Source organism: Arthrobacter terrae (assembly GCF_015708085.1).
GTDB lineage: Bacteria > Actinomycetota > Actinomycetes > Actinomycetales > Micrococcaceae > Arthrobacter_M > Arthrobacter_M terrae.
Map to the genome: position 1 here is coordinate 72941 of NZ_JADNYM010000021.1, position 21583 is coordinate 94523.

General features: G+C 62.1%; 24 protein-coding genes. 8 read left to right on the plus strand and 16 right to left on the minus strand.

Features of this window, described 5'->3' with window-relative positions; translation table 11 throughout:
* Nucleotides 1–6: 6 nt before the first annotated feature.
* Genes IV500_RS15665 through IV500_RS15675 form a run of 3 tightly spaced genes read right to left on the minus strand, consistent with a single transcriptional unit; the run spans nt 7 to nt 2436 of the window.
* The gene (locus tag IV500_RS15665; RefSeq protein WP_196397741.1) at nt 7–303 is read right to left on the minus strand and encodes a MoaD/ThiS family protein; all 297 of its coding nucleotides are present in this window, start codon (nt 301–303) and stop codon (nt 7–9) included.
* Nucleotides 304–315: 12 nt separating this feature from the next.
* The gene (locus IV500_RS15670; protein WP_196397742.1) at nt 316–1413 is read right to left on the minus strand and encodes a WD40/YVTN/BNR-like repeat-containing protein; all 1098 of its coding nucleotides are present in this window, start codon (nt 1411–1413) and stop codon (nt 316–318) included.
* Nucleotides 1414–1455: 42 nt separating this feature from the next.
* Complete coding sequence (locus IV500_RS15675) at nt 1456–2436, minus strand: EamA family transporter (protein WP_196397743.1); 981 nt, start codon at nt 2434–2436, stop codon at nt 1456–1458.
* Between the two features lie 109 nt (nt 2437–2545).
* Here IV500_RS15675 and IV500_RS15680 point away from each other — a divergent pair, with 109 nt between their 5' ends.
* The gene (locus tag IV500_RS15680; RefSeq protein WP_196397772.1) at nt 2546–3139 is read left to right on the plus strand and encodes a CGNR zinc finger domain-containing protein; all 594 of its coding nucleotides are present in this window, start codon (nt 2546–2548) and stop codon (nt 3137–3139) included.
* Between the two features lie 64 nt (nt 3140–3203).
* Here IV500_RS15680 and IV500_RS15685 read toward each other — a convergent pair whose 3' ends face one another.
* The 4 genes from IV500_RS15685 to IV500_RS15700 form a co-directional block, all read right to left on the minus strand.
* Nucleotides 3204–3995 carry a carbohydrate ABC transporter permease gene (locus IV500_RS15685; RefSeq protein WP_230855057.1) on the minus strand — a complete coding sequence of 264 codons (792 nt, stop codon included), beginning with the start codon at nt 3993–3995 and terminating at the stop codon, nt 3204–3206.
* A gap of 101 nt (nt 3996–4096) precedes the next feature.
* Nucleotides 4097–4993 carry a carbohydrate ABC transporter permease gene (locus tag IV500_RS15690; protein ID WP_196397773.1) on the minus strand — a complete coding sequence of 299 codons (897 nt, stop codon included), beginning with the start codon at nt 4991–4993 and terminating at the stop codon, nt 4097–4099.
* Between the two features lie 97 nt (nt 4994–5090).
* Nucleotides 5091–6521 carry an N-acetylglucosamine/diacetylchitobiose ABC transporter substrate-binding protein gene (gene ngcE / locus IV500_RS15695; protein WP_376770216.1) on the minus strand — a complete coding sequence of 477 codons (1431 nt, stop codon included), beginning with the start codon at nt 6519–6521 and terminating at the stop codon, nt 5091–5093.
* A gap of 155 nt (nt 6522–6676) precedes the next feature.
* Nucleotides 6677–7648, minus strand: a complete 972-nt coding sequence (locus IV500_RS15700) for a MurR/RpiR family transcriptional regulator (RefSeq protein WP_196397745.1) — start codon at nt 7646–7648, stop codon at nt 6677–6679.
* A 101-nt stretch (nt 7649–7749) separates the two neighbouring features.
* On the opposite strand from IV500_RS15700, the gene IV500_RS15705 reads away from it, so the two are divergent.
* Entirely contained in the window at nt 7750–8736 is a 987-nt protein-coding gene (locus tag IV500_RS15705; RefSeq protein ID WP_196397746.1) for an N-acetylglucosamine kinase, read from the plus strand.
* A 19-nt stretch (nt 8737–8755) separates the two neighbouring features.
* Here the strand turns inward: IV500_RS15705 and IV500_RS15710 are convergent, their stop codons facing one another.
* The 4 genes from IV500_RS15710 to dnaB all read right to left on the minus strand — a co-directional run bounded on the left by IV500_RS15710 (nt 8756) and on the right by dnaB (nt 12825).
* Complete coding sequence (locus IV500_RS15710; RefSeq protein WP_196397747.1) at nt 8756–9112, minus strand: hypothetical protein; 357 nt, start codon at nt 9110–9112, stop codon at nt 8756–8758.
* 143 nt (nt 9113–9255) lie between these two features.
* Nucleotides 9256–9855, minus strand: a complete 600-nt coding sequence (locus IV500_RS15715) for a hypothetical protein (RefSeq protein ID WP_312875956.1) — start codon at nt 9853–9855, stop codon at nt 9256–9258.
* A 218-nt stretch (nt 9856–10073) separates the two neighbouring features.
* Nucleotides 10074–11396: an MATE family efflux transporter gene (locus IV500_RS15720; RefSeq protein WP_196397748.1), complete on the minus strand. Its 1323-nt coding sequence runs from the start codon at nt 11394–11396 to the stop codon at nt 10074–10076.
* 43 nt (nt 11397–11439) lie between these two features.
* Nucleotides 11440–12825 (minus strand): replicative DNA helicase, encoded by a 1386-nt coding sequence (gene dnaB / locus IV500_RS15725; protein WP_196397749.1) that lies wholly within the window; start codon nt 12823–12825, stop codon nt 11440–11442.
* Between the two features lie 572 nt (nt 12826–13397).
* Here dnaB and IV500_RS15730 point away from each other — a divergent pair.
* Genes IV500_RS15730 through IV500_RS15740 form a run of 3 tightly spaced genes read left to right on the plus strand, consistent with a single transcriptional unit; the run spans nt 13398 to nt 14880 of the window.
* Entirely contained in the window at nt 13398–13904 is a 507-nt protein-coding gene (locus IV500_RS15730; protein ID WP_196397750.1) for a hypothetical protein, read from the plus strand.
* 5 nt (nt 13905–13909) lie between these two features.
* On the plus strand, nt 13910–14332 hold the full coding sequence (locus IV500_RS15735) for a DUF1801 domain-containing protein (protein WP_196397751.1): 423 nt from the start codon (nt 13910–13912) through the stop codon (nt 14330–14332).
* Nucleotides 14333–14364: 32 nt separating this feature from the next.
* Nucleotides 14365–14880 carry a hypothetical protein gene (locus IV500_RS15740; RefSeq protein ID WP_196397752.1) on the plus strand — a complete coding sequence of 172 codons (516 nt, stop codon included), beginning with the start codon at nt 14365–14367 and terminating at the stop codon, nt 14878–14880.
* Between the two features lie 65 nt (nt 14881–14945).
* Here IV500_RS15740 and rplI read toward each other — a convergent pair whose 3' ends face one another.
* The 4 genes from rplI to rpsF form a co-directional block, all read right to left on the minus strand.
* On the minus strand, nt 14946–15395 hold the full coding sequence (gene rplI / locus IV500_RS15745) for a 50S ribosomal protein L9 (RefSeq protein ID WP_196397753.1): 450 nt from the start codon (nt 15393–15395) through the stop codon (nt 14946–14948).
* Between the two features lie 17 nt (nt 15396–15412).
* Nucleotides 15413–15652, minus strand: a complete 240-nt coding sequence (rpsR, locus tag IV500_RS15750) for a 30S ribosomal protein S18 (RefSeq protein WP_196397754.1) — start codon at nt 15650–15652, stop codon at nt 15413–15415.
* An 85-nt stretch (nt 15653–15737) separates the two neighbouring features.
* Nucleotides 15738–16322, minus strand: coding sequence for a single-stranded DNA-binding protein (locus IV500_RS15755; protein WP_196397755.1), 585 nt, complete (start codon nt 16320–16322; stop codon nt 15738–15740).
* A gap of 63 nt (nt 16323–16385) precedes the next feature.
* Nucleotides 16386–16691, minus strand: a complete 306-nt coding sequence (gene rpsF / locus IV500_RS15760; protein ID WP_196397756.1) for a 30S ribosomal protein S6 — start codon at nt 16689–16691, stop codon at nt 16386–16388.
* Nucleotides 16692–17152: 461 nt separating this feature from the next.
* Here rpsF and IV500_RS15765 point away from each other — a divergent pair, with 461 nt between their 5' ends.
* Both IV500_RS15765 and IV500_RS15770 read left to right on the plus strand, forming a co-directional pair.
* Nucleotides 17153–18835, plus strand: a complete 1683-nt coding sequence (locus IV500_RS15765; RefSeq protein ID WP_196397757.1) for a DHA2 family efflux MFS transporter permease subunit — start codon at nt 17153–17155, stop codon at nt 18833–18835.
* 82 nt (nt 18836–18917) lie between these two features.
* A complete protein-coding gene (locus tag IV500_RS15770) occupies nt 18918–19568 on the plus strand; it encodes a DUF1345 domain-containing protein (protein WP_230855053.1) in 651 nt (216 codons plus the stop codon).
* 111 nt (nt 19569–19679) lie between these two features.
* Here the strand turns inward: IV500_RS15770 and IV500_RS15775 are convergent, their stop codons facing one another.
* On the minus strand, nt 19680–20963 hold the full coding sequence (locus IV500_RS15775) for a M18 family aminopeptidase (RefSeq protein ID WP_196397758.1): 1284 nt from the start codon (nt 20961–20963) through the stop codon (nt 19680–19682).
* A 185-nt stretch (nt 20964–21148) separates the two neighbouring features.
* On the opposite strand from IV500_RS15775, the gene IV500_RS15780 reads away from it, so the two are divergent.
* Nucleotides 21149–21385, plus strand: a complete 237-nt coding sequence (locus IV500_RS15780; RefSeq protein WP_196397759.1) for a hypothetical protein — start codon at nt 21149–21151, stop codon at nt 21383–21385.
* Nucleotides 21386–21583: the final 198 nt, after the last annotated feature.

Sequence of the window (21583 nt, forward strand, 5' to 3'; positions counted from 1 at the left end):
CCCCGCTCACCCGCCCGCCACAGATGCAATAATCATCAGTTCCTGTCCGGGCTGCACCTTGGTGTCCGTCCCACGCAGCCGGCGGACGTCGTCGTATCCCACATAAATGTTCACGTAGCGGCGCAGGGCACCCGTTTCATCCCGCACCCGCCGGTCGAAGAACGGAAATTGAGCACCGATCACATCCAGCACAGCAGCCACGGAAAGCGGCCCTTCCACGGCCAGCAGCAGCTCCTCTTGGCCATCCGTGAACTGGCGCAGCAGGCTGGGAACCCGTACCAGCACATCTGCGACCTCGTTCATGGCCTTTTTAAACTAACCGGCGACGACGGCGGCACGGACACAAAGTACATCCGGCAGGTGCGAGGCGACCTCGGTAAACGTGCTGCCCTCATCCGCACTGGCGTAGACGCACCCGCCACGGGTTCCGAAGTACACCCCGGCAGGCTCCGCGGTATCGGTGGCGGCGGCGTCGCGAAGCACCGCGTTGTATTCAGACTGCGGGAGCCCGGAATCCGCACGCGTCCAGCTCTCGCCTGCGTCGTCCGTCCGATGCACGGCAAGCCTCGCGTCCGGCGGGATCCGCTCGCCGTCGGCCTTGATAGGAATCACCCAGGCCGTGCCGGAACGGCGTGGATGAGCCAGCATCACAAAGCCGAAATCAGCCGGCAGACCCTCGGCTATGGAGGTCCAGCTGTCGGCATTGTCATCGGAGCGGTACACACCGTGGTGGTTTTGCGCGTAGAGCCGCTCCGGCTGCCCGGCGTCGCGGGCAATCTTGTGCACACATTGACCGAATTCCGGTAACGGGTCGGGCATGAAATAGGCGGAAATTCCCTGATTCCGCGCCTGCCAGGATCCACCGGCGTCGGTACTGCGGTACACACCCCCGGTGCTCATGGCAACGTGTATGGTCTGCGTATCCGCAGGGCTTGGCAGCACGGTGTGCGCGGCGGCCCCGCCGTAGCCCGCGCCCCACTGGCTGCGGTGCGGATGGTCCCATAGCCCACGGTTCAGCTCGAAGTGTTCGCCGCCGTCCGTGGACTTCCAGACCGAGATCGGCTCGCACCCTGCCCACACCACGCCGGGCCGGCCGGCCGCATCGGGCTGCAGCTGCCAGATCCGCTCCAGCGACGCACCGGTGTCCGGGGGAAATGAAATAGCCGCCCGCTCGGGTTCGGTCCAGCTGGCACCGAGATCATCCGAATGCAGTACATTGGTGCCCCAGTGCTCGGAGCGGGTACCCACCAGGATGCGGGTACGATCCCCCCGGGTATCGATGGCGATGCTGGGAATCTCCTGCATCAGAAAATGCGGACCGGTAAGGTCCCAGTGCGTGCGGTCCGTACTGGTGCCCAGCCACAGGCCCTTCTTGGTTCCAATAGCTATTAGCACACTCGCAGCGTCGGCCATCTCACTATTCGACCACCACACACAGCCAAGCGCAACGTTTTTCTACTTTGCCAGCGGCAGCGGCTCCAGATCATTGGCGTGATCCAGTTCCGGATGCCCGGGCCCACGAAGCTCATCGACCCGGACCAGGATCACGCCGCCGACGATCAGCGCGCCGCCTAACAGCTGGATGGTCCGGGGCAGCTCGCCCAAGAGCAGCCAAGCCCAGATTACGGCAAAAAGCACTTCGAACAGCGCCAGAAATGACGACACCTTCGTTCCGAGTCCACGCACAGCGATGATTCCGGCAAGGTAGGAAAGGACCGTGGTCACCAGCACCAGTCCAAATATGGGCACCAGCCAGCTGACCGGGTGAGAGGCAAATACCGCATTTTCCGTCGAGAATGTCAACGGCATTACCCCGAGGCCTCCCAGCCCAAAGATCAGCACCGCCCCCACCGCCATCCCGCCGCCGGCCATGAGCACCGGCGGCACGTCATCGCCTGCACGGGCAGACATGATGAAGAACGTAGCGGAACAAACAGCAGCCGCAAGTCCCCAAAGGATGCCCTCTGCGTCCAGCTTTTGTGAACCGGTCAGATCCAGAACCAGGACCAGCCCACCCATGGCGCACAGACCGCCGAGCACCGTCAACAGCCCGGGAGCTGCCTTGGTCCGCAACCATACCCAGCCCACCAGCAGCACCGGCGAGAGGTATTCCAGCAGCAGGGCAACACCCACGGAAAGATGCGAGACGGCGTTAAAATAGAACAGCTGGCACAGGGCAATGGGAACAATTCCGTAGAGTGCAACGCGTGCCAACGAGCCACGGACCAGGCTCCAGCGCCGGATCAGGGTGGCGATAACCGGGATCAGCAAGACGGCGGCGGCGCCGCCGATGCGAACGGCAACGGCCGCACCCGGCGACCAACCGCTCTCGAACAGCGCCTTGGCAAAAGACCCGGAGAGCGCAAACGCCGCGGCGGAAAGGAGGGCGGCCGCCAGCGGTACGGACGAATGGTGCCGGTTGCTGCTAACTGCCATCAGGGGTGTTCTCCGGTTGAATACTGTGCCGGGCCCGGGTGACAGTTATTGTCAGGATCAAAGCCACGTAGGCTAGTGACATTACGTCCCCTCAATGACAGGAGTCAACGTGGTCTTCACTCATGACGCTGAAATTGCGTTGGAGTCCGCGGTGGCGCTCATCAACACCGCCCCCGTCCGAACACCGCGCAGCGGCGAAGGACCTGGACCTTTGCCTGCAGGCGACGCGGATGCTTTAACGACGATTCAGGATCTGGACGTCTTTATTGACCAGCAGCGGTTCACCGGCGCCCGGACACACAACGTGGCCGAGCTCCGCTCCGTCCGGCAGCTCCGGGCGCAGCTGCGGGAGATCTGGACAGCGCCCGAAGAGGAGGCAGTCCGGCTGACAAATCTCCTTCTCGCCAATGCCCGGGCCCTGCCGCAGCTGGTCAAACATGACCAGTGGGACTGGCATCTGCACGCCACCACTGCGCAGGCGCCGCTGGCATTGCGGATGGGTACGGAAGCGGCCATGGCGCTGGTGGACGTCATCCGCGGCAAAGAGCTGGACCGGCTGCGGTGCTGCGCGGCCAGTGACTGCAGCGCTGCGGTCCTGGACCTGTCCAGGAATCGTTCCCGCAGGTTTTGCGGTACCGGCAACTGCGCGAACCGGACGCATGTGGCCGCGTACCGCCGCCGGAAGACGGACCAAGGATTATGACACGCGGCGGCCAACCAGGATCTAAGCCTGCTCTGCCCGCCGTTGGGGAACCGGATCGAACCCGCTACTTGTTGGTCCCTGCGGAGACAGAACCCTGCAGCTGCCGTTGAAAGATGATGTAAACAATGAGCACCGGAACAACGGTAATGACGACGGCGGCAAACAGCGCCCCGAAATTGACCGCGTAGCCGGCCTGCGATGCGAAGGCCGCCATGCCCTGTGACAGGACGTAGTGCCCCACATTGGTATTGAGCGCAACCGGGATGAGGAACTGGTTCCACAGTCCGAGGAAGTTGAAAATCAGCACGGATGCCAGGCCCGGCTTCGCCATGGGCAGCATGACCTGGAAGAAAGTCCGCCATTCCCCTGCCCCGTCAATGGCAGCCGCTTCGCCAATCTCATCGGGGAGCGTCTTGAAGAAGGAGAAGAGGAAAAAAACGGTGAACGGCAGCGCAAAAGCCACATAGACAATGATCAGGCCAGGGAGCGTGTTCAGCAGACCGATGTTCTTCAGGATGAAGAACAACGGGACAATGGCCAGGAAGATCGGGAACGTCAGTCCGGCGAGCATGAGGTAGTAGATGCCTCGGCTTCCCGGGAATTTGAAGCGCGCCAGCACGTACGCGCACATCGCTCCCAGCACCATCACGATGACCAGCGCGAAGCCAACCACGATGATCGTGTTCACAAAGTAACTGCCGATCCCTGCCGTGGTCCAGGCTGAGACATAATTGTCGAAGTTCCACTGCTCCGGCAACGAAAACGGCGAAGCAAAGATCTCCCTTGTCGTCTTAAAGGACGTCATCAAGGTCCACAACAGCGGCAGAATGACGATCAGGGACCAAATCAGCAGCATAGTGTGCGAAACGGCCGCGACAGCCTTGTCGCCCTTGGTTTCCTTCGCCTTCCTCGGCCGTACTGTTACGCTACCGCTGCGGACGGCCTCCTTGAGCGACATCATCGCACGTCATCCTTTCCGCCGGTCAGCCGGTTGACCAGGAACACCAGCCCGGAGAACGCCAATGTCACGGCCGCCAGGACCACACCCATTGCGCTGGAGTAGCCGAATTGGTTCTTGGTAAAGGCTGTGGAGAACAGCTGCTGGGACATGACCAGTGTGGAGTTGTTCGGTCCACCGCCGGAGTTCATGACCTGCATGTAGACAAAGGCGTCCAGAGCCAGGATTCCCATATAGACGTAGGCCGTCTGGATGTTGTCCCGGATCAGCGGAATCGTGATGCTGACCAGCGTCCGTACCCGGCCGGCGCCATCGATCCTCGCTGCCTCGAACAGCTCAGCCGGGATACCCTTAATGGCCGCTACGAAAAGCACCATATAGAAGCCGATGAATCCCCAAACGATCACAAACATGGTGGCGATCATGGCGGTGCGTTCGTCCCCCAGCCACGGAAAGGACTTAAATTCGTCGAACCCCATCCCGGTCAGGATTCCATTGACCAAACCGTTGCTCGGATCGTAAATCTGCGTCCACATGATACCGATGATGATGGCCGGGATCACATACGGAAAAAATGAGACAACGCGGTAAAAGCTGGAGTTCTTCAAGCCCTTGATCTGTCCGCGGCTGCTGCCGCCGACCGTCACGAGAGTGGCCAGTATCAGACTGAGGATGATGGTCACTATGGGCAAGACGATCACCAGAATGATGTTGTTTCCCAGCGCCTTCATGAACGTGTCGTTGTGAACGAGCTTCACGTAATTATCCACGCCGATGAAGTTCATGCTCGCACTGAAGCCGGACCAGTCGGTCATGGAGTAATAGGCGGCCTGGACGAACGGCGAGATGACGAAAACAACGTAGACGGCCAGAGGCAGACCAAGAAAAACCACCATGAAACTGACCTTGTCGAAGGTCAGTTTTTTCCGGCGGGACCGGATAGCGGCGGGCTTGCCGCTATCCGGACGCACCTGCGAACTTAGATCAATCACTTCACTTCACTTCAATCTTCGTCACCGAGCTGTCGTTACGCACGTTATCGGTGATCTTCTGCAGTCCGGAAGTCAGCGTAGCCACATCCGATTTTCCGTCCAGGAAGGTGTTCCACACGACCAGCTGATCCTTGTTTGTGCCGTACAGGTCAACGAATCCCCACGTGAAGATGTTTGATCCCGCAGCGTCGAGCAGCTTGGTCTGGGAGACCAGGGCCGTGGAGCCGAATCCGTCGGCCGGAACGGTGCCCTTAACGATGCTTGGCGCCAGTTTGGTCTTGGCGAAATTGGTCGCAGCGTCCTTGGACAGCATCGTGCGCAGCAGTTCCTTGCCGCCGGCAACGTTCTTGCCCTTGGACGGAACGATGAAGGGCTCGCCCGCAGCGCTGTGCATGGCCTCGTACGGCATCTTTGGTGTTGAAGTGACCGTGAATTCCGGCGCACCCGTCATCTTGAAGCCGGCCTTGGTCTGGTCCTTCATCTCGTTTTCAATCCACGAACCGGAGGGGTAGAGCAGAGCTGCCTCGTCGTTGCTCCACTGTGCCTGTGCAGCGGTGAACTTGGTTCCCGAGCCACCCGGTTTAAAGTAGCCGGCCTTGACGGCCTTTTCCATCGCGCTGAAGACGCTTTGAATAGCCGGCTGGGACCAGCAGTTCTCCTTCAGGTTGTCCACGGCCAGCCGGACCTCGTCGCCGCCTTCCTTGATGGCCGAACCCAGAGCCAGGGTCTGGTAGTAGGTGGCCGCTTCCTTACCCCAAACGAAGAGGTACTTATCCTGGGCCTTTGCCTTTGCACCGAGGTCAAGGGCCTCGTCCCAGGTCTTCGGAACCGTCCAGCCGTTATCCTCGAATAAGGAGGCGGAATACCACAGGGCGTAAATTGTCAGCGCATAGTTCACCGCCGCCAGCTTGCCGCCAAAGGTACCCGGCGCCTCTACTCCTGCATACAGGGTGTCTTTGATGACCGTGCCCTCGAGGTTCTTCGCTTCGAGGACGGACTTCAGGTCCTCCAGCTGATCCAGGATCCCGCTGAAACCCATGGCACCTTCGCCCGAGTTGTCAATCAGGTCCGGCGGGTTACCTCCGACGAAGCGCGACTGAAGTTCCTGCGCGATGGCCGTCGATGGCGCGATTTTCGCGGTCGTCCCGGAATGGTTCTTCTCGAGCAGGTTGCCGGCAAACTCGACGTAGTCGATGCCATAGCCGCCCTTGAAGATGACCGCGTCAATGGTCGAGTTGTCCGCCATACCGAACGGATTGGTATCGGAGACGGTGCCTGCGGCAGTGGTGGCCGTCGAGCCGGCTCCGCCGCCGGCGCAGGACGCGAGCGAACCGGCGACTGGAACCAGGACCGCGGCAGCCAGGACGCCACGTAGGAATCCGCGCCGTTGCAGAGTTTTCTTCTGGATATTCATGGTGTTAATGCCTTCCATTATTGGTACCGTACGAGTTAATGCGGTTGTAGTCTTGTTGGTCCTTTGCGGCCACGGACTGCCCCGGTGAGTTCATGCCCTAGGCGTGAACTCTGATGTGGTTTTTGTACAGGTCCTCGCTGCTGGTCACTTCGGACAGATAGCTGCCCACGGCCTCAAACATGGGTCCGTCCCTTTCCTTCCGAGGTGCCCGCATAGAGGTGATCGTTCCTGTCCGTCCTGGGACCGGTCCGGTTCGAACGACGGTGCGGGGATACCGCCAGTGCGGAGGATGCCAGCTTTGTCGTGGTCCGGGTAAAGTTCAGCTGCGCCACCAGCAGGTACAGCAGGTCAAGGACCAACAATTGGACGTGCTTTGCGGAGAGATCATCCGGTTGGAGAAACTGCTCGTGTACAGCGGTAATAATCTGCAGGTCAGCTGCTTCCGCAAGCGGGGATCCCGGATTATTGCTCAACGCGACGGTCATCGCACCGGCCCGCCGGGCCTGCTGCAGCATCGCGATGGTCTCTTCGGTGCGACCTGTATTCGAAATACCAATGGCAAGGCAAGTGCTGTCCTGAATGGCCGCACTTGTCAGGCCGGCATGGACTTCCGACCAGTGGTGGGCATTGATGCCGATCCGGTACAGCCTGGACTGCATTTCTTTGGCCATCACGGCGCTTCCGCCGATGCCGTAGATATCCACATGCGTACTTAGCACTATGCGCCGCGCAATCTTGTTCATCAGCGCCATGTCCATCAGCGTCGCCGTTTCCCGCAGCGAGCGGGTATGGGCATTAACCAAGGTGCTCAGTACGTCCTCCGGCGCATCGTCGGGACCGAATGCCCTGCCGATGTCCACCTTCCACGACTCTCTGGCATCGCTGCGGCCCGCGTCTGCGGCAATTGCGACCCGAAAGGGAACGTACCCCGGGTAACCCAGAAGCCTGCAAAAGCGTGTCACAGTGGCCGCAGACGTTCCGGTCTGCTCCGCCAGTTCCATGATGGAAAGTTGGATGGGTGCCTGCGGATGCTCCAGCAGATAGGCGGCAATTTTCGCCATGGCTCTCGGCATCTCGGGTAGTTTGGCCTGAATGCGGTTCACGACACCCACAGCCGTACCGGCCGTGGTCTGGGGCGTGAACATGGGCATAATGAAAATCCGTTTCTTGATTGGAGCCGTTCTTTGAAAACTATTCTTAGGCGCCGTGTGTGTCAAGTCACAATGTAGACACGAAAAGGGAAACGATGCAGCAACTTGTCGCTTTTGATGCCGGCGGAACTTCCACCAGGGCCGTCATTATGGACCGCACAGGGGCCTGCTTGGGCTACGGGCACGCGGGCAGTGGAAACCCGGTTTCCAGCGGAATTTTTGCCGTGCAGGCTTCGCTGCGGACCGCGCTCCAACGGGCTGCCCAGCAGCACGGCCAGAGTGGATCAGGCTACTCCTCCGCGATCATCGCGATGGCAGGCTCATCCGTCCAGACGTTCGGGAAAACGTTCGCCGACGGGCTTTCTGATCTGGGCCTGCAGGGGAGAGTAGTGATCGAATCTGATCTTTTAGCTACATTTTTTTCCGCTACTTATCATGACCAGGGCTATGCCCTAGTAGCCGGAACCGGGGCAATAGCGGCCCGGATCAGAGCCGGTCAGCTCGACGCCGTCGCTGACGGAATGGGCTGGCTGCTCGGTGACGCCGGTTCCGGCTTCTGGATCGGCCATCAAGTGGTCCGCGCTGTCTGCGCCGCCCTGGATGGGCGCGGGCCGAAGACTTCGCTCTGTGTCCCGCTGCTGGCCGCGCTCGGCATCGACCCGGACCTACCCCCGCTCGTCCAGGGTCGTGCGGCGGCCGCACAACAGCTGATCGATGCGGTCTATGAGCTTGTCCCCGTAGAGCTTTCACAGTTCGCGCCGCTTGCCTTTGATGCCGTCAATGGTTCCGCTGACGGCGTTGCACAGGATATTCTGGCCCGCGCCGCCCGTGCCCTCTCCACCACCTTGAGCGCTGTCTTAGCACCTGCCGTGATTGGGCCACTCGTCTTTGGCGGAAGCATTCTGGCCCGGGGTTCGGCTCTGGCTGCCTACGTGGAAGAGGCGGCCGGCGGTAGTGCGATCCGCGTCGCCGACGGCGTCGTAGGCGCCGCCGTACTGGCCCTCAGACATGCCGGCACCACCATCGACGCTGAGATGTTTGCCCGCATCCGACGGACACTCGCCGACCTTCGGAGTGCTTGAGCCAGCTGACCGGTGATGCCTACGGTGTCCGGGGACCGCCGTCGCCGTTCCGGCGCTTGTCCTCGCGAAGCCTCTGGCTGCGTTCATTCTGTGCCAGACGCTCAGCGGACGTACGACTCACACCAGAGCCCTTTCCCAGGTGCTCGGCATTCTCCTTGAAGCTCATCGATAACATTGCAGCGACAACGAGACAAACGATGAAGGCCACGCCGAACGCAATGGCTCCCAGATCCCAGCGCGGCGTATGGGCCGTTCCGCCACTGGAGACGACGACCGTGACGGCCCCTGCGATAAGTCCCAGGATTGCGGCAAAACTTAGCGGTGCCTTCACCGAGATCCGCGGTTCCCCGGGTGTTCCTGGTGTTTTCTCCGCCACGTCAAGTCCTCCTGGTGTACCGGCAGCGCCGGGATGGTCGTTAGTTAAACGCATGAAGTGCTACGTGAGACGTGCTGCGCAGGTGGCGCGGCTCACGTGGTTCAACTCTAAGAAGTTCTACGCAGAGTAGAACACGTACCTCTTTAGTTTACGGCCTGCGCCGGCTTCGCGGCGTCGAAACGGATAGTCAGCGCCGCCAGCAGGAGCAGGGCCCCGGTGATGATGGCACCGCCCCCAACAACGCCTAGAAGTGCATGCGGCCCCAGTGCTGTGAAGAACGGCAGGACGGCAGCCGTACCTATCCCCACGACGCCGGCGGCGAGCCAGTCCCGCGCCAGCACGTGCCGACGGCGATACTTAATTCCCAGATACACCTCACCGAGTCCGAACAGGAACAGCGCCGCCGCAGCATTGAAGCCAATGAACTCCAGCTTGGAATTAATGAGGAAACTGAGTCCATAGGCGGCCATGATTCCGGCGGGCAGGGCAAGCGCAATGAAGGCCTTGTCAGTTTTGCGGAACTGCAGCTGCCGCAGCAGTATCACCTGCGCACAGGCAGCTGCAAGAAAGTACAGCCCCGCTGCCACGCCCGTTCCAGCCTCGCTTGGTTTGGCCCAAAAAACCGTGACGGCGCCGAAAACCAGGCAAACAAGTGCGCGCAGCAGTACCGGTTTCCACAAGGAGACTGGCTGCGCGGGTGCGCCGGCGCCGGCCGGGACGACGGGTGCGGGATATTCAGTCACTGTGCTAGTTTACCGGCCCCGGATCCCAATCCGAATCGGGTTCAACGTGAGACCAGTTCAGCGCCTTGTTCAGCGCCTTGTTCAGCGCCTCGTTCAGCGCCGGCGTTGCAGAGAATCCGAAGGCGCGACCGGGCGGCTCTGCGCACATAAGCACGTTCGTCGTCGGGCCTGAAGACCGACGGCGACAGGTGGGATCGGCGTGAAGCTACGGCCGACATCTACGTTGCACCGGCGCGCATCCAGCGGGTGCTCAGCGCCCGGAGCCCCAGGGTCACGGCCCGTGCGGCCATGTAGCCCAAGGCGAAAGCCGCCCACAACCAGCCCAGACCTATCGGACCGGTTCCCGCTGCTGCTGAGACCCAGAACAGCAGCGGCAGGTAGACCAGCAGATTCGCCACACCGGCGAGCGCCAGGTAGCGCGCGTCCCCGGCGCCGATCAGCACTCCGTCCAGAACAAAGACCAGCCCGGCCAGCGGCTGACCGAGGGCGAGGACCACTAGAGCCGCGGAAAGAGCCGCATGAACCTGGCGGTCCGGGGTAAACAGCCAACCGGCCCACGGAGACAGCGCCAGCAGGAGTATCCCGGTTCCGGCGCCGAAAACCACCCCCCAGCGCACCATGGTGCCGGTCAGCATCCTGACCCGGAGCACATTTGCCGCGCCGAGCTCCTTGCCTACCAATGCCTGCGCTGCGATCGCCAGCGCGTCCAGCGCGAATGCCAAGAAGGTGAAGATAGTCATGGCCAGCTGGTGGGCTGCCAGATTCACCGCGCCCTGTGCCGTCGCCACCAATACGGTGGCCAGGATGGCAATCCGCAGGCTGAGCGTGCGCAGCATCAACCAACTTCCCACCCGCGAAACGGCCCGGATTCCGGCCCAGTCAGGAGCCAGCCCTACCCCGTGACGCCGGACTGCCCGGCCCACGATAATGAGGTAGACGGCCGCCATGCCCCACTGCGCGATGCTGGTCCCCAATGCCGAGCCGGCCACGGAGAGACCCAGCCCGAACACCAGCAGCGCGTTCAAGGCAATGTTGACCATGAAGCCCACGCCTGCCACCAGCAGCGGCGTCCTGGTGTCCTGCAGGCCCCGAAGCACTCCCGTTGCGGCCAGGACCAGCAGCATGGCCGGCAGCCCCGGCATGGAGAACCGCAGATACTCGACGCCGAACCCGAGGACAGGACCGCTGGCTCCGAACGACCCCAGCGCCGGTGCGGCGAGGAGGTACCCGGCAATGGCAAGGCCGACGCCCAGCAACGCCGCCAGCCACAGCCCGTCCCGCCCGACGGCAAGCGCGTCAGCGAGCCGTCCGGCGCCGAGCAACCGGGCAACAGCCGGCGTCGTCGAATACGCCAGGAACACCAACAGGCCTACGGCTGTCTGCAGCAGAGTCGCCGCGAGGCCGACGCCGGCCAGCTGGTCCACACCAAGGTGCCCGACAATCGCCGAATCGGCAAGCAGAAACAGCGGTTCCGCAATCAGCGCGCCGAATGCGGGGACCGCCAGCTGCAGAATCTGTCGGCTGATGGACGTTTGGGGCACCGGACCATGCTAACGGGCAGGGCGCGGGATCCATCGCCGGACCCTAGAAGGAACCCGTGCCGGCAGAGTCAACGGCCATGTTGGAGAATCGGGAATAGTGGCCCTGAAATCCGACAACTATTGTCTTGGTTGGACCGTTACGGTGTTTGGCCACGATGACGTCCGCTTCCCCGGCGCGGGGGGATTCCTTGTCATAGATGTCCTCGCGGTGCAGCAGGATCACCATGTCAGCATCCTGTTCAATGGAGCCCGACTCGCGAAGATCAGAAATCATCGGTTTCTTGTCGGTTCGTTGCTCCGAGCCACGGTTCAGCTGGGAAAGCGCGATAACAGGGACCTGCAGTTCCTTCGCGAGGAGCTTCAGCGCACGGGAGAATTCGGAGACCTCCTGCTGGCGCGACTCGACCTTCTTGCCGGATGACATCAGCTGCAGATAATCCAAAATCACCAGTTTCAAACCGTGCTGCTGCTTGAGCCGCCGGCACTTGGCCCGGATCTCCATCAAGGACATGTTCGGGCTGTCATCAATGAAAAGCGGTGCGTCGTTCATCCTGCCCATTGTGGTGGCGATCTTGGACCACTGATCGTCCTTAATGGTTCCTTTGCGCAGGTCCTGCAGGCTGATCGTGGCCTCGGCAGAGAGCAGGCGCATGGCGAGCTCATTGCGGCCCATTTCCAGCGAGAAGACAACCGTCGGCAAATTGTGCTTAATCGCGGCCGAACGAGCCCAGTCCAAGGCGAAGGTGGATTTACCGACCGCCGGCCTGGCCGCGATGACTATCATCTGTCCGGGGTGCAGACCATTGGTGAGTTCGTCCAGTTCGTAGAATCCGGTGGGCACACCTGTCATGCCCTCACCGCGGTGCCCGGAAGCCTCAATTTCATCCACGGTCGATTCCATCACGTCCTTGAGGGCGACGTAGTCTTCTGCGGTCCGGCGTTCGGCGACGGCGTATACCTCGGCCTGCGCAGCATTGACAATGTCCTCGACCTCGCCGTCGTTGGCATAACCAAGCTGGACAATCTTGGTGCCGGCCGTTACCAGGCGCCGGAGAACCGCTCGCTCGCCGACAATTTCCGCGTAGAAACCCGCGTTTGCAGCGGTAGGGACGGACTGGATGAGCTGATGCAGGTAGGCAGGGCCGCCAATCCGACTGATTTCCCCGCGTTTGGTCAGCTCATCGGCGACGGTGACGGCGTCCGCCGGCTCGCCCCGGCCGTAGAGGTCAAGAATGGCCTCGTAGATGCTTTCATGCGAGGGGCGGTAGAAATCATTGCCCCGCAGTACTTCGACGACGTCTGCTATGGCGTCCTTGGACAGCATCATGCCGCCCAAAACACTCTGCTCGGCCACGAGATCCTGCGGTGGCGTCCGTGCGAAGTCCGGTTCGCGCAGGGTTCCCACCGAGTCCGTATTCGTTGCTGACATCGGTCATGCCCCTTTCGTGCCGCGCTGGTCTGTGGACCGTCAACCGGCACGCTGCCGACCTGTACCGCGGATACCTCTTCCTACCATTGGGCACCGACACGGTGATGGTTGTGAAGGGGATCCTCAGCCACGGTAGACCCTCATTGCACGGGTGCCAACCCGGCCGCACACCCGCCCTGTGGATAACTTGTGCATAGCGCGGCGTGTCTTGTGCACAGGCTGGGGAGAACCTTGTGGATATCAAGAAACTTTTCCCACGATTACCTCTCTGACCTGCGGAAACACTACACACACCCTGTGGAGGAAAAGAAGTTTTTGGCAAACCTTCATCCACAGCTTTCATGTTGACAAGGCTTAAATAGGCCGTTAGAGGGCCGCTTACAACAGGCCAAATATGCCTGCCGTGCAACGTTTCCTTACGGATCCGCACTGCTGCAGTTGTGCGTGCATGTCCGGTCAGGCATATTTACAAACGGGCAGACCCGTTACCCTGCCTTCCCGGGCCCGAACACCTGCGTGGTCATTTCGGCCGGACGGACCCGTCCCTGCCGAAGGTGGCATATGCTCAGGGCATGGACTGGTTCTTCGTAGTGCTCATCGCCGTCGTCGGAATTGTCGTTTTGATTTGGGCCGCCCGCGTAGGCCGCACGGGCGGCAGCAACCTCTCCGATGCGGACCGGTATCAGCGGGAGCTGGACCGCAAGGCCCAGGCGCAGCTGCAGGCTTCTGCGCGCTCGGCCGCTGCGGGCCGTCCAAGCCATCCGTCACAGCGTACGGGCTACTCCCAGGCCAACGCCTACCGCACCTCTCCGGCCCAAGGACAAAACGAAACGCACGGACAGAACATCGCACGGGGGCAAAACGTTTCGCACGGGCAGAACCTCAGCGGCCGTAACGGTGGCCAAAACGCCGGCCGCTTCGCCGGCCAGGACCAGCCCCTGTCGATGGACCCGCAGCTCGTGGCACAGCTGCAGACCCTCATCCGTAACGGCAGCAAGATGCAGGCCATCGCACTGTTGCGCTCCAAAACGGGCGTCGGACTGATGGACGCCAAAAACTACGTGGACCGGCTCGGGTAACGCGGATGGATAGCGAAGTGCCTGTCTCCGTGGAGGTGGAGGCATTTATCGCGGCCGTTGAGGACGAGGCCCGACGCCGAGATGTCCTGGCGCTGACAGTGGTGATGACGCGCATTACCGGTGTACCCGCCGCCGTGTGGGGCCGGAGCACAATCGGCTTCGGCAGTATCCATTACCGCTGTGAGAGCGGGATGGAAGGGGATCAGGCTGCTGTCGGGTTTTCCTCACAGAACGGCCGCCTCTGCCTCTTCGGACTCGCCGACACCCCGTCCGCCAAAGCGCGCCTGGGCTCACTCGGGCAGCACACGACGGAGGCCGGCCGTGTTTATCTCAACAAACTCGCCGAAGTGGACATGCTTGTCCTCGAAGAACTGATCCGCGAGGGATTCGTTGCCAATACTGCCGGTCCGCCAAGCGCGCAAACCTAAGCGTCGAACCGTGCCGGGAGTAAGCTACAAAAATGGATGCCGGGTCGATCATTGGTGTTGCAGCAGCGATAGCCGCTGCCGCAGTATTGGTCGCGTCAGCCTTTACAGGCAGGCACCGGGCACGCAGATCCACTGCGGAAGATGAATACCGTCGGCAATTAGGCGTACGTTGCACAACAGCCGCCGCCAACGCAGCCTCGACGGCGGCGATCACGGCCAGCACCGGACCGCGTACTTCAAAGCTGACAAACCCGCGGACTCCCGCTCCGGCTGGCCAGCCGAGCCCGGACGAGCCAGGGCAACAGCGCCCGGATGAGCCGGGGCAACAGGAGCAGCAGCAGGCAGACGTAGGCATTCGCGCCATCCAGAGCGTCCTGCGGCAGAACCAAAGCGATATGGCCGACGGTCGGCTAAGCACGCTGGAGCGGGTGCAAAAGCTCATGACCAGTGACGCATTTACGAGCTACGCCACCTTTGGCCGTGCCGGTAACGATCCGGAGTGCGTGGCTCCGATTAAAGACAGCAAAGGGCCCCTACCCGGTGGGTAGAGGCCCTCAACTTTAAGCCGGTGGAACCCCCAAGCGTGCTCGGGTTCCTTTCAGCCAACTGTCAACTAGCTGGAAACAACATCCAGGTTAATAACAGCGGCAACATCCTCATGCAGACGGACGTTTGCGGTGTAGGAGCCGACACTCTTGATGTGTGCGGGCAACTCCACCTTGCGCTTGTCGATGGCGCCGAGTCCTGCGGCCTCGACGGCCTTGGCTACATCTTCGGCCTTGACGGTACCGAAGAGTCGGCCGGATTCCCCGGCCTTGACCACGAGCTTGACCGGCTTAGCGGACAAAGCAGCGGCCTGGGCCTGAGCAGCCTCAACAGAAGCGTGCGCACGGGCAGCGCGGGCGGCCTTGATCGACAGAACCTGCTTCTCGCCGCCCTTGCTCCAGGTAAGGGCAAATCCGCGGGGCAAAAGGTAGTTACGGGCGTAACCGTTCTTTACCTCGACAACATCGCCGGCAGCACCGAGTCCGGTGACTTCATGGGTCAAAATGAGCTTAGACATCTGGTTATCCCCTTCGCTTAGCCGCGGCCGGCGCCGGAGTAGGGCAGCAGTGCAACTTCGCGGGCATTTTTGATTGCCTGGGCGAGCTTGCGCTGTTCCTGAACGGTGACGCCCGTGACGCGGCGCGCACGGATCTTTCCCCGGTCAGAGATGAACTTGCGCAGCAATGCTACGTCCTTGTAGTCAATGACGGTGACGTCAGCGGCCTTCAAGGGATTGGACTTTGGTTTGGGCTTACGGAGTTCAGCCTTTGCCATCGTGGAGCTCCTTAGTATTCGTGGAGCCCGTGGATATGGATCCACGGGATGGTTTGCGACGGCAGCTGCCGTCATGAATATTTCTTTAGAAGGGAGGTTCCGAAGAATCCGGGCCCGAACCCCAACCGGAGGATCCACCGGAGGGCGTGCCCCACGGATCGTCTGCCGGAGCGGACTGCCCTGATCCTTGGCTTCCGCCGCCGCCCCAGGCCGGGTTTCCCCCACCGGAGTTGCCGCCGAAGTTACCCCCACCGCTGTTGCCGCCACCGGAGTTACCCCCGAAGTTGCCGCCACCACCGCCGGAGCGCTGGGTGCGGTTGACCTTGGCATTGGCGTAGCGCAGCGAGGGGCCGATCTCATCGACCTCAAGCTCCATCACGGTGCGTTTTTCGCCTTCTTTGGTCTCGTAGGTACGCGACTTCAGCCGGCCGGAAACAATCACGCGGGTGCCCTTGGTCAGGGACTCCGCTACGTTCTCGGCGGCCTCACGCCAAACAGATGCGCGGAGGAACAGCGTTTCGCCGTCCTTCCACTCATTCGACTGGCGGTCGAAGGTCCGCGGAGTGGATGCAATGGTGAAGTTCGCTACTGCCGAACCCGACGGGGTGAACCGCAGTTCCGGATCGCTGGTGAGATTCCCAACGACAGTAATGATCGTTTCGCCTGCCATCTGCTCCTGCTTCCTGCTGGTGTGTTCCTACGGATGAAAACGCTCAAAAAACTGTAACCGAAGTTACTCGGCAACAACCTTCTGGTCTTCGGGGCGGATGATCTTGGTGCGCAGAATGGTCTCATTGAGACCCAGCTGGCGGTCAAGCTCCTGCGTGGTAGCCGGCTCTGCGGTGAAGTTCACCACTGCGTAGATACCTTCGGTCTTCTTCTTGATCTCGTAAGCCAGTCGACGACGGCCCCAGATATCCACCTTTTCGATGGTTCCGCCACCGGTGGTGATGACGCTGAGGAACTTCTGAAGCGACGGCTCAACGGTACGCTCTTCGACCTCGGGGTCGATGATTACCATCAGTTCGTAAGGACGCATATGTGAACCCACCTCCTTTGGGCTAAACGGCTACGGTCTTTCCGTAACAGGAGGTTCATTTGCGGTGTCCGTGGGCTGGCGGCCACCGATGAAGCATGGCCGGCACCAGCACAGACTTATCCATATTACCGTAAGTACGACGGCGGCAGGACCGGTTGTTGATAAGGCCTCCAAGGCACGCGAAGAGTTCTACGTGCTGGGTCAGGGGACAACTTGCTATCATAGACCAATGCACCAGGATGGTCCGTGAACCTTTCTCAGCCGCCGGCACCGAGCAGCGACCTCCGCCGGTCCCCTCATAAGGCCCTCGTCTCACCCGAGGGTAATGACTAAGCCGTTCCCGACCCGGTTAATCACACAGGAGCGAGCCTCGTTCCGCTATCAAAAGTCAGGCATGAGCGCCGTCCACGCGATGTGAGCCCGTCCCGCAGTCAGCATCTGGTACGAAAGGCACCACACCAATGACCAACGCGACCGCTAGGGCCCAATCCCCAGCTCCCGCCCTTCCCAAATCGGCGTGGCGAGCACTCGTCGTCCTCTTGATTGGGATGTTTATTGCGCTCCTCGACACGACCATCGTCAACGTGGCCCTGCCGACCATCCGCACCTCCCTCAATGCCAACGAGGCCACGCTCTCCTGGATCATTTCCGGTTACGCGCTGGCGTTCGGGCTCTCGCTGATTCCGGCCGGTCGCATTGGCGACCGGGTGGGTCACAAGTGGGTCTTCTTCACTGGTATCGCTCTGTTCACGGTGTCATCCTTCGCCTGTGGAATCGCCCAGTCTGACACGCAGCTGGTAATTTTTCGCGTCATCCAGGGTCTTGCGGGCGGTATCTTTGTGCCAGCGGTGACCGCTTACATCCAGTTGCTCTTCCCGTCGCAATCGCGAGGCAAGGCCTTCGCGATCATGGGCAGCGTCATCGGCGTCTCGTCGGCGCTCGGCCCGATCATCGGCGGTCTGCTGATTCAGGCGTTCGGCGACACCGACGGCTGGCGCTTCGTTTTCTACGTGAACCTGCCGATCGGCCTGACTGCCCTCGTCCTCGCGATGTTCTGGCTTCCTAAGCGCGACCCGGACAATCCGCGTCCGCCCGCCGGTCTCGACTGGTTCGGCGTCTTCCTCGTGTCGGCCGCTCTGGTTGCCCTGCTCGTTCCCCTCATCCAAGGCCAGGACGAGGGCTGGCCGCTCTGGACCTACGCCACGATCGCAGGCGGAGTCGTCCTGCTCGCCATGTTTGCCCTCTGGGAGGTCCATTACACGCGGCGGGGCGGAAGCGCCCTTGTGCCTCCGACGCTGTTCAAACACCCGCAGTTCACCGGTGGCGTGATCCTGGCCCTGGTCTACTTCGCAGCGTTTACGAGCATATTCTTCACGATCTCGCTGCTTTGGCAGACCGGTCTCGCTCACAGCGCTCTCGAATCAGGCGTGGTGACGATCCCGTTCGCCATCGGCAGCATTCTCGGCTCTTCGCAGAGCAACCGGCTCTCATCGCGCCTTGGCCGCAATGTCCTGGTGCTCGGAACCGCGCTCGTCGCCGTCGGCCTGATCTGGCTGTGGCTGCTCTTCCTGATCGTCAAAGGCGTCGACCTGACCAACTGGAGCCTGCTCGCGCCGCTCTTCATCGCCGGTGTCGGCAACGGCCTCTTCATCGCACCAAATGCACAGTTCATCGTAGCGACCGTCGATCGCCGGGACGCAGGATCCGGCTCGGCCGTGATCGCGGCCATCCAACGTATCGGTGCCGCAATCGGCATCGCTGCCATCGGTTCCGTACTTTTCGGCACGCTGACAGTGGCCAAACCGGCGGCGCCAACGTCCCACACGGCTGCTGCCATCGCGGAGGTCAACAGGCAGGCCGCGGCGAACCTGGCCACCGGCTTCACCTCCGCCTCCGCCCATGCCATGCTCGTCAGCGCGATCTTCGCCGTCGCCGCTTTCGCCTTGGTGTTCGCGCTGCCGAAGCGGGTGAATCAGTGGGATCGTGGTGCTCCCGACAGTTCAGGCCCGCGCGAGTCGGAGCACGGCGGCGCCTCGACAGGCCGGCACGTCGCGGTGCCTGCCCGGGGCGGGGCGGATGATCCCGCGCTGAAGCACGGCTCACACGCTGCGGGGACTAAGCCCAACTCCGGTTCCGCCCACTGACTTGCGACGTCGTCGGACATTGACGCACGACGTCGTGGGACATTGACCGCACAGGCCGTCAGACCTATGGGAAGATCGGGCCATGGCGATCAAATCCCAGCGGGCCCGCCGCGCACACCTGCGCTTTGCGATCATGATCCTTGCCGGCATTGCGGCGTGCTTATTGACGGCACTGGCAGGCGAGTGGATCTACGCCCCGGCGGTGGGCTGGGCGGCGGCGGCCCTGATCTACAGCCTTTGGATCTGGCTCACCATCTCCAGAATGGACGCGGACGCCACGGCCCGGTACGCAGTGGAAGAGGATCCCCGCCGTGCCACAGCGGATTTACTGATCCTTCTCGCCGCACTGGCGAGCCTTGCCGCCGTCGTCCTGGTGATGATTGCGGCGCAGGACGCGAAGGGCATCGCCAAACTGCTGTTGGCGCTGCTCGCCTTATTCACCGTCGCCCTGTCCTGGCTCTTGGTACACACACTCTTTACGCTGCGCTACGCGGAGATCTACTATACGCAACCGGTCCCCAAGGGGATCAGCTTCAATCAGGATGAGCCGCCGCAGTACACGGACTTCGCCTACACGGCGTTCAGCCTGGGTATGACCTATCAGGTGTCCGATACTGATATTCAGACACGCGAAATGCGTTCCGCTGCCCTCCGGCACAGCTTGCTCGCCTACGTCTTCGGCACCGGTATTCTGGCAACCACCATCAACCTCGTAGTCAGCCTGGCCCAATAGCGGGGCTGATTTCGGCGCAGCCGCCCGCGGCCCGAGACCCGCGTCCGTCACCGCGTGCCTCACATGGCGAGCACCGCAGCAACACGGCCAGCGATCCGCGGCCAGTGGCCCTTACACAACCGTGCCGAAGAAGACCTCCGCCACCTGGGCCAGCCTGCCCGGATCCTGCACGCCGCACAGTTCCCGGGCTGAATGCATGGAAAGCAGCGGGGTACCGACGTCGACCGTGCGGATCCCGAGCCGCGTCGCCGTCAGCGGGCCAATCGTGGAACCGCAGGGCATAACGTTATTGGAGACGAATTCCTGATACGGAACCCCTGCAGTCCGGCACAAGCGCGCCCAGGCAGCGGCCCCGACCCCATCCGTGGCGTAGCGCTGGTTCGCGTTGATTTTCAGCAACGGCCCACCGTTGAGGACGGGACGGTTCGCCGGATCGTGGCGCTCCGGATAATTCGGGTGGACCGCATGCCCTGCGTCGGCGGAAACACAGAAGGACGTGCTGAACGCACGGCGCCGTTCACTGACCGTTGCACCGAGTCCGTCCGAAATCCGGACCAAAACGTCCTCCAGGACCGGTCCGCAGGCTCCGGAGCGTGAGGCGCTACCGACCTCTTCGTGGTCGAAGGCGGCCAGTACCGCAACAGGTCCCTCAGGATTGGCCACTGTTCCGACGGCGATCAGAGCAGTCAAACCCGCATGTACCGACGACAGATTATCCAGGCGACCGGACGCAAACAGCTCTCCTTCGGCCCCGAATACCGCCGGTGCCTGCGTGTCCGCAGCTACGACGTCGTAGCCGGCGATGTCCGCAGGATCCAGACCCACTCCGCTTGCCAGCAGTCCAAGCAGGTCCGCGGTGCCCGCATCCCCGATGCCCCAGACCGGATTCATCTGCTGCTGCTTGTCCAGGACCAGGCCATCGTTGACCCCACGATCCAAATGGATGGCCAGCTGGGGGAAACGCAACAGAGGCCCCGATGCCACCAGCGTCTGCGTGCCGTCCAACGTGACCAGCCGTCCGGCCAGCTGCAGCTCCCGGTCCAGCCAAGAGTTCAGCAGCGGACCACCGTAAACCTCGACGCCGGCCTGCAGCATGCCGAACTTACCTGTCGTGGGCTTGGGTTTGAGCTTGAAGGACGGAGAATCCGTATGCGCCCCCAGGATATTGAAACCGGTGACGGCTGTGGCGTTGGACGGGGTCACCCACGCGATGATCGCGCCGTCACGAATGATGAAATTTTTACCGGGACCACCGGTCCATTCCTGCGCTTCATCGAGTCGCGTGAAACCTGCGCTTGTCAGTCTGCGGGCCGCCTCATGCGCGGCGTGAAAGCTCGACGGCGACGCGGTGACGTAGGCGGCCAGGTCCTGAATGTGATTCTCGGCTTCACTCATACATCGATTCAATCAAACATCGGCGGCAACTGCTGCCAACCCTCGTCCCCGGCCCTGCCGGATTCCTGCCCAGCTGATGGATCCGCGGTCGTTGCTGAGGAGTTGGGCGCTGGCCCGCTCACGATGGCCGCATAGCCCCAGAGGTTTTCAACGTGCAAGTGCTGGTGAGGTCTGAATGTCAGTGGGTGGTGGCAGTGTTGGGTTATGGACGGTTTGACGGGAGCATCGGGGACGCAGCCGACGGCGGGCGGGTCGGGGAAGCAGCCGACGGCGGGCGGGTCGGGGAAGCAGCCGACGGCGGGCGGGTCGGGGAAGCAGCCGACGACGGCGGCGCTGCTGGCTGCTGTGGTCCTGCCGGACGAAGCTCTGTCGGGGACCGGGCCGGTGTCTGGTGCTGGTGCTGGGTCGGGTTCCGGGACTGATACGGGGTCTGGTGGTGGTGGGGTGTTTCGGCCGCATCCGGGGTTTCCGGTGCGGGGGGATGGCGGGGTTTTGGATCCGGTGTTTGCTGCGGGGGTTGTTGCTGCGGGTGAGTGGTTGGCGGAGCAGGAAGCGGTGTATGACGCTTCGGTGGCCGCGTTGAGGCAGTGGGGGCGTTTGGAGGCCAGGGTCGCTGCCGG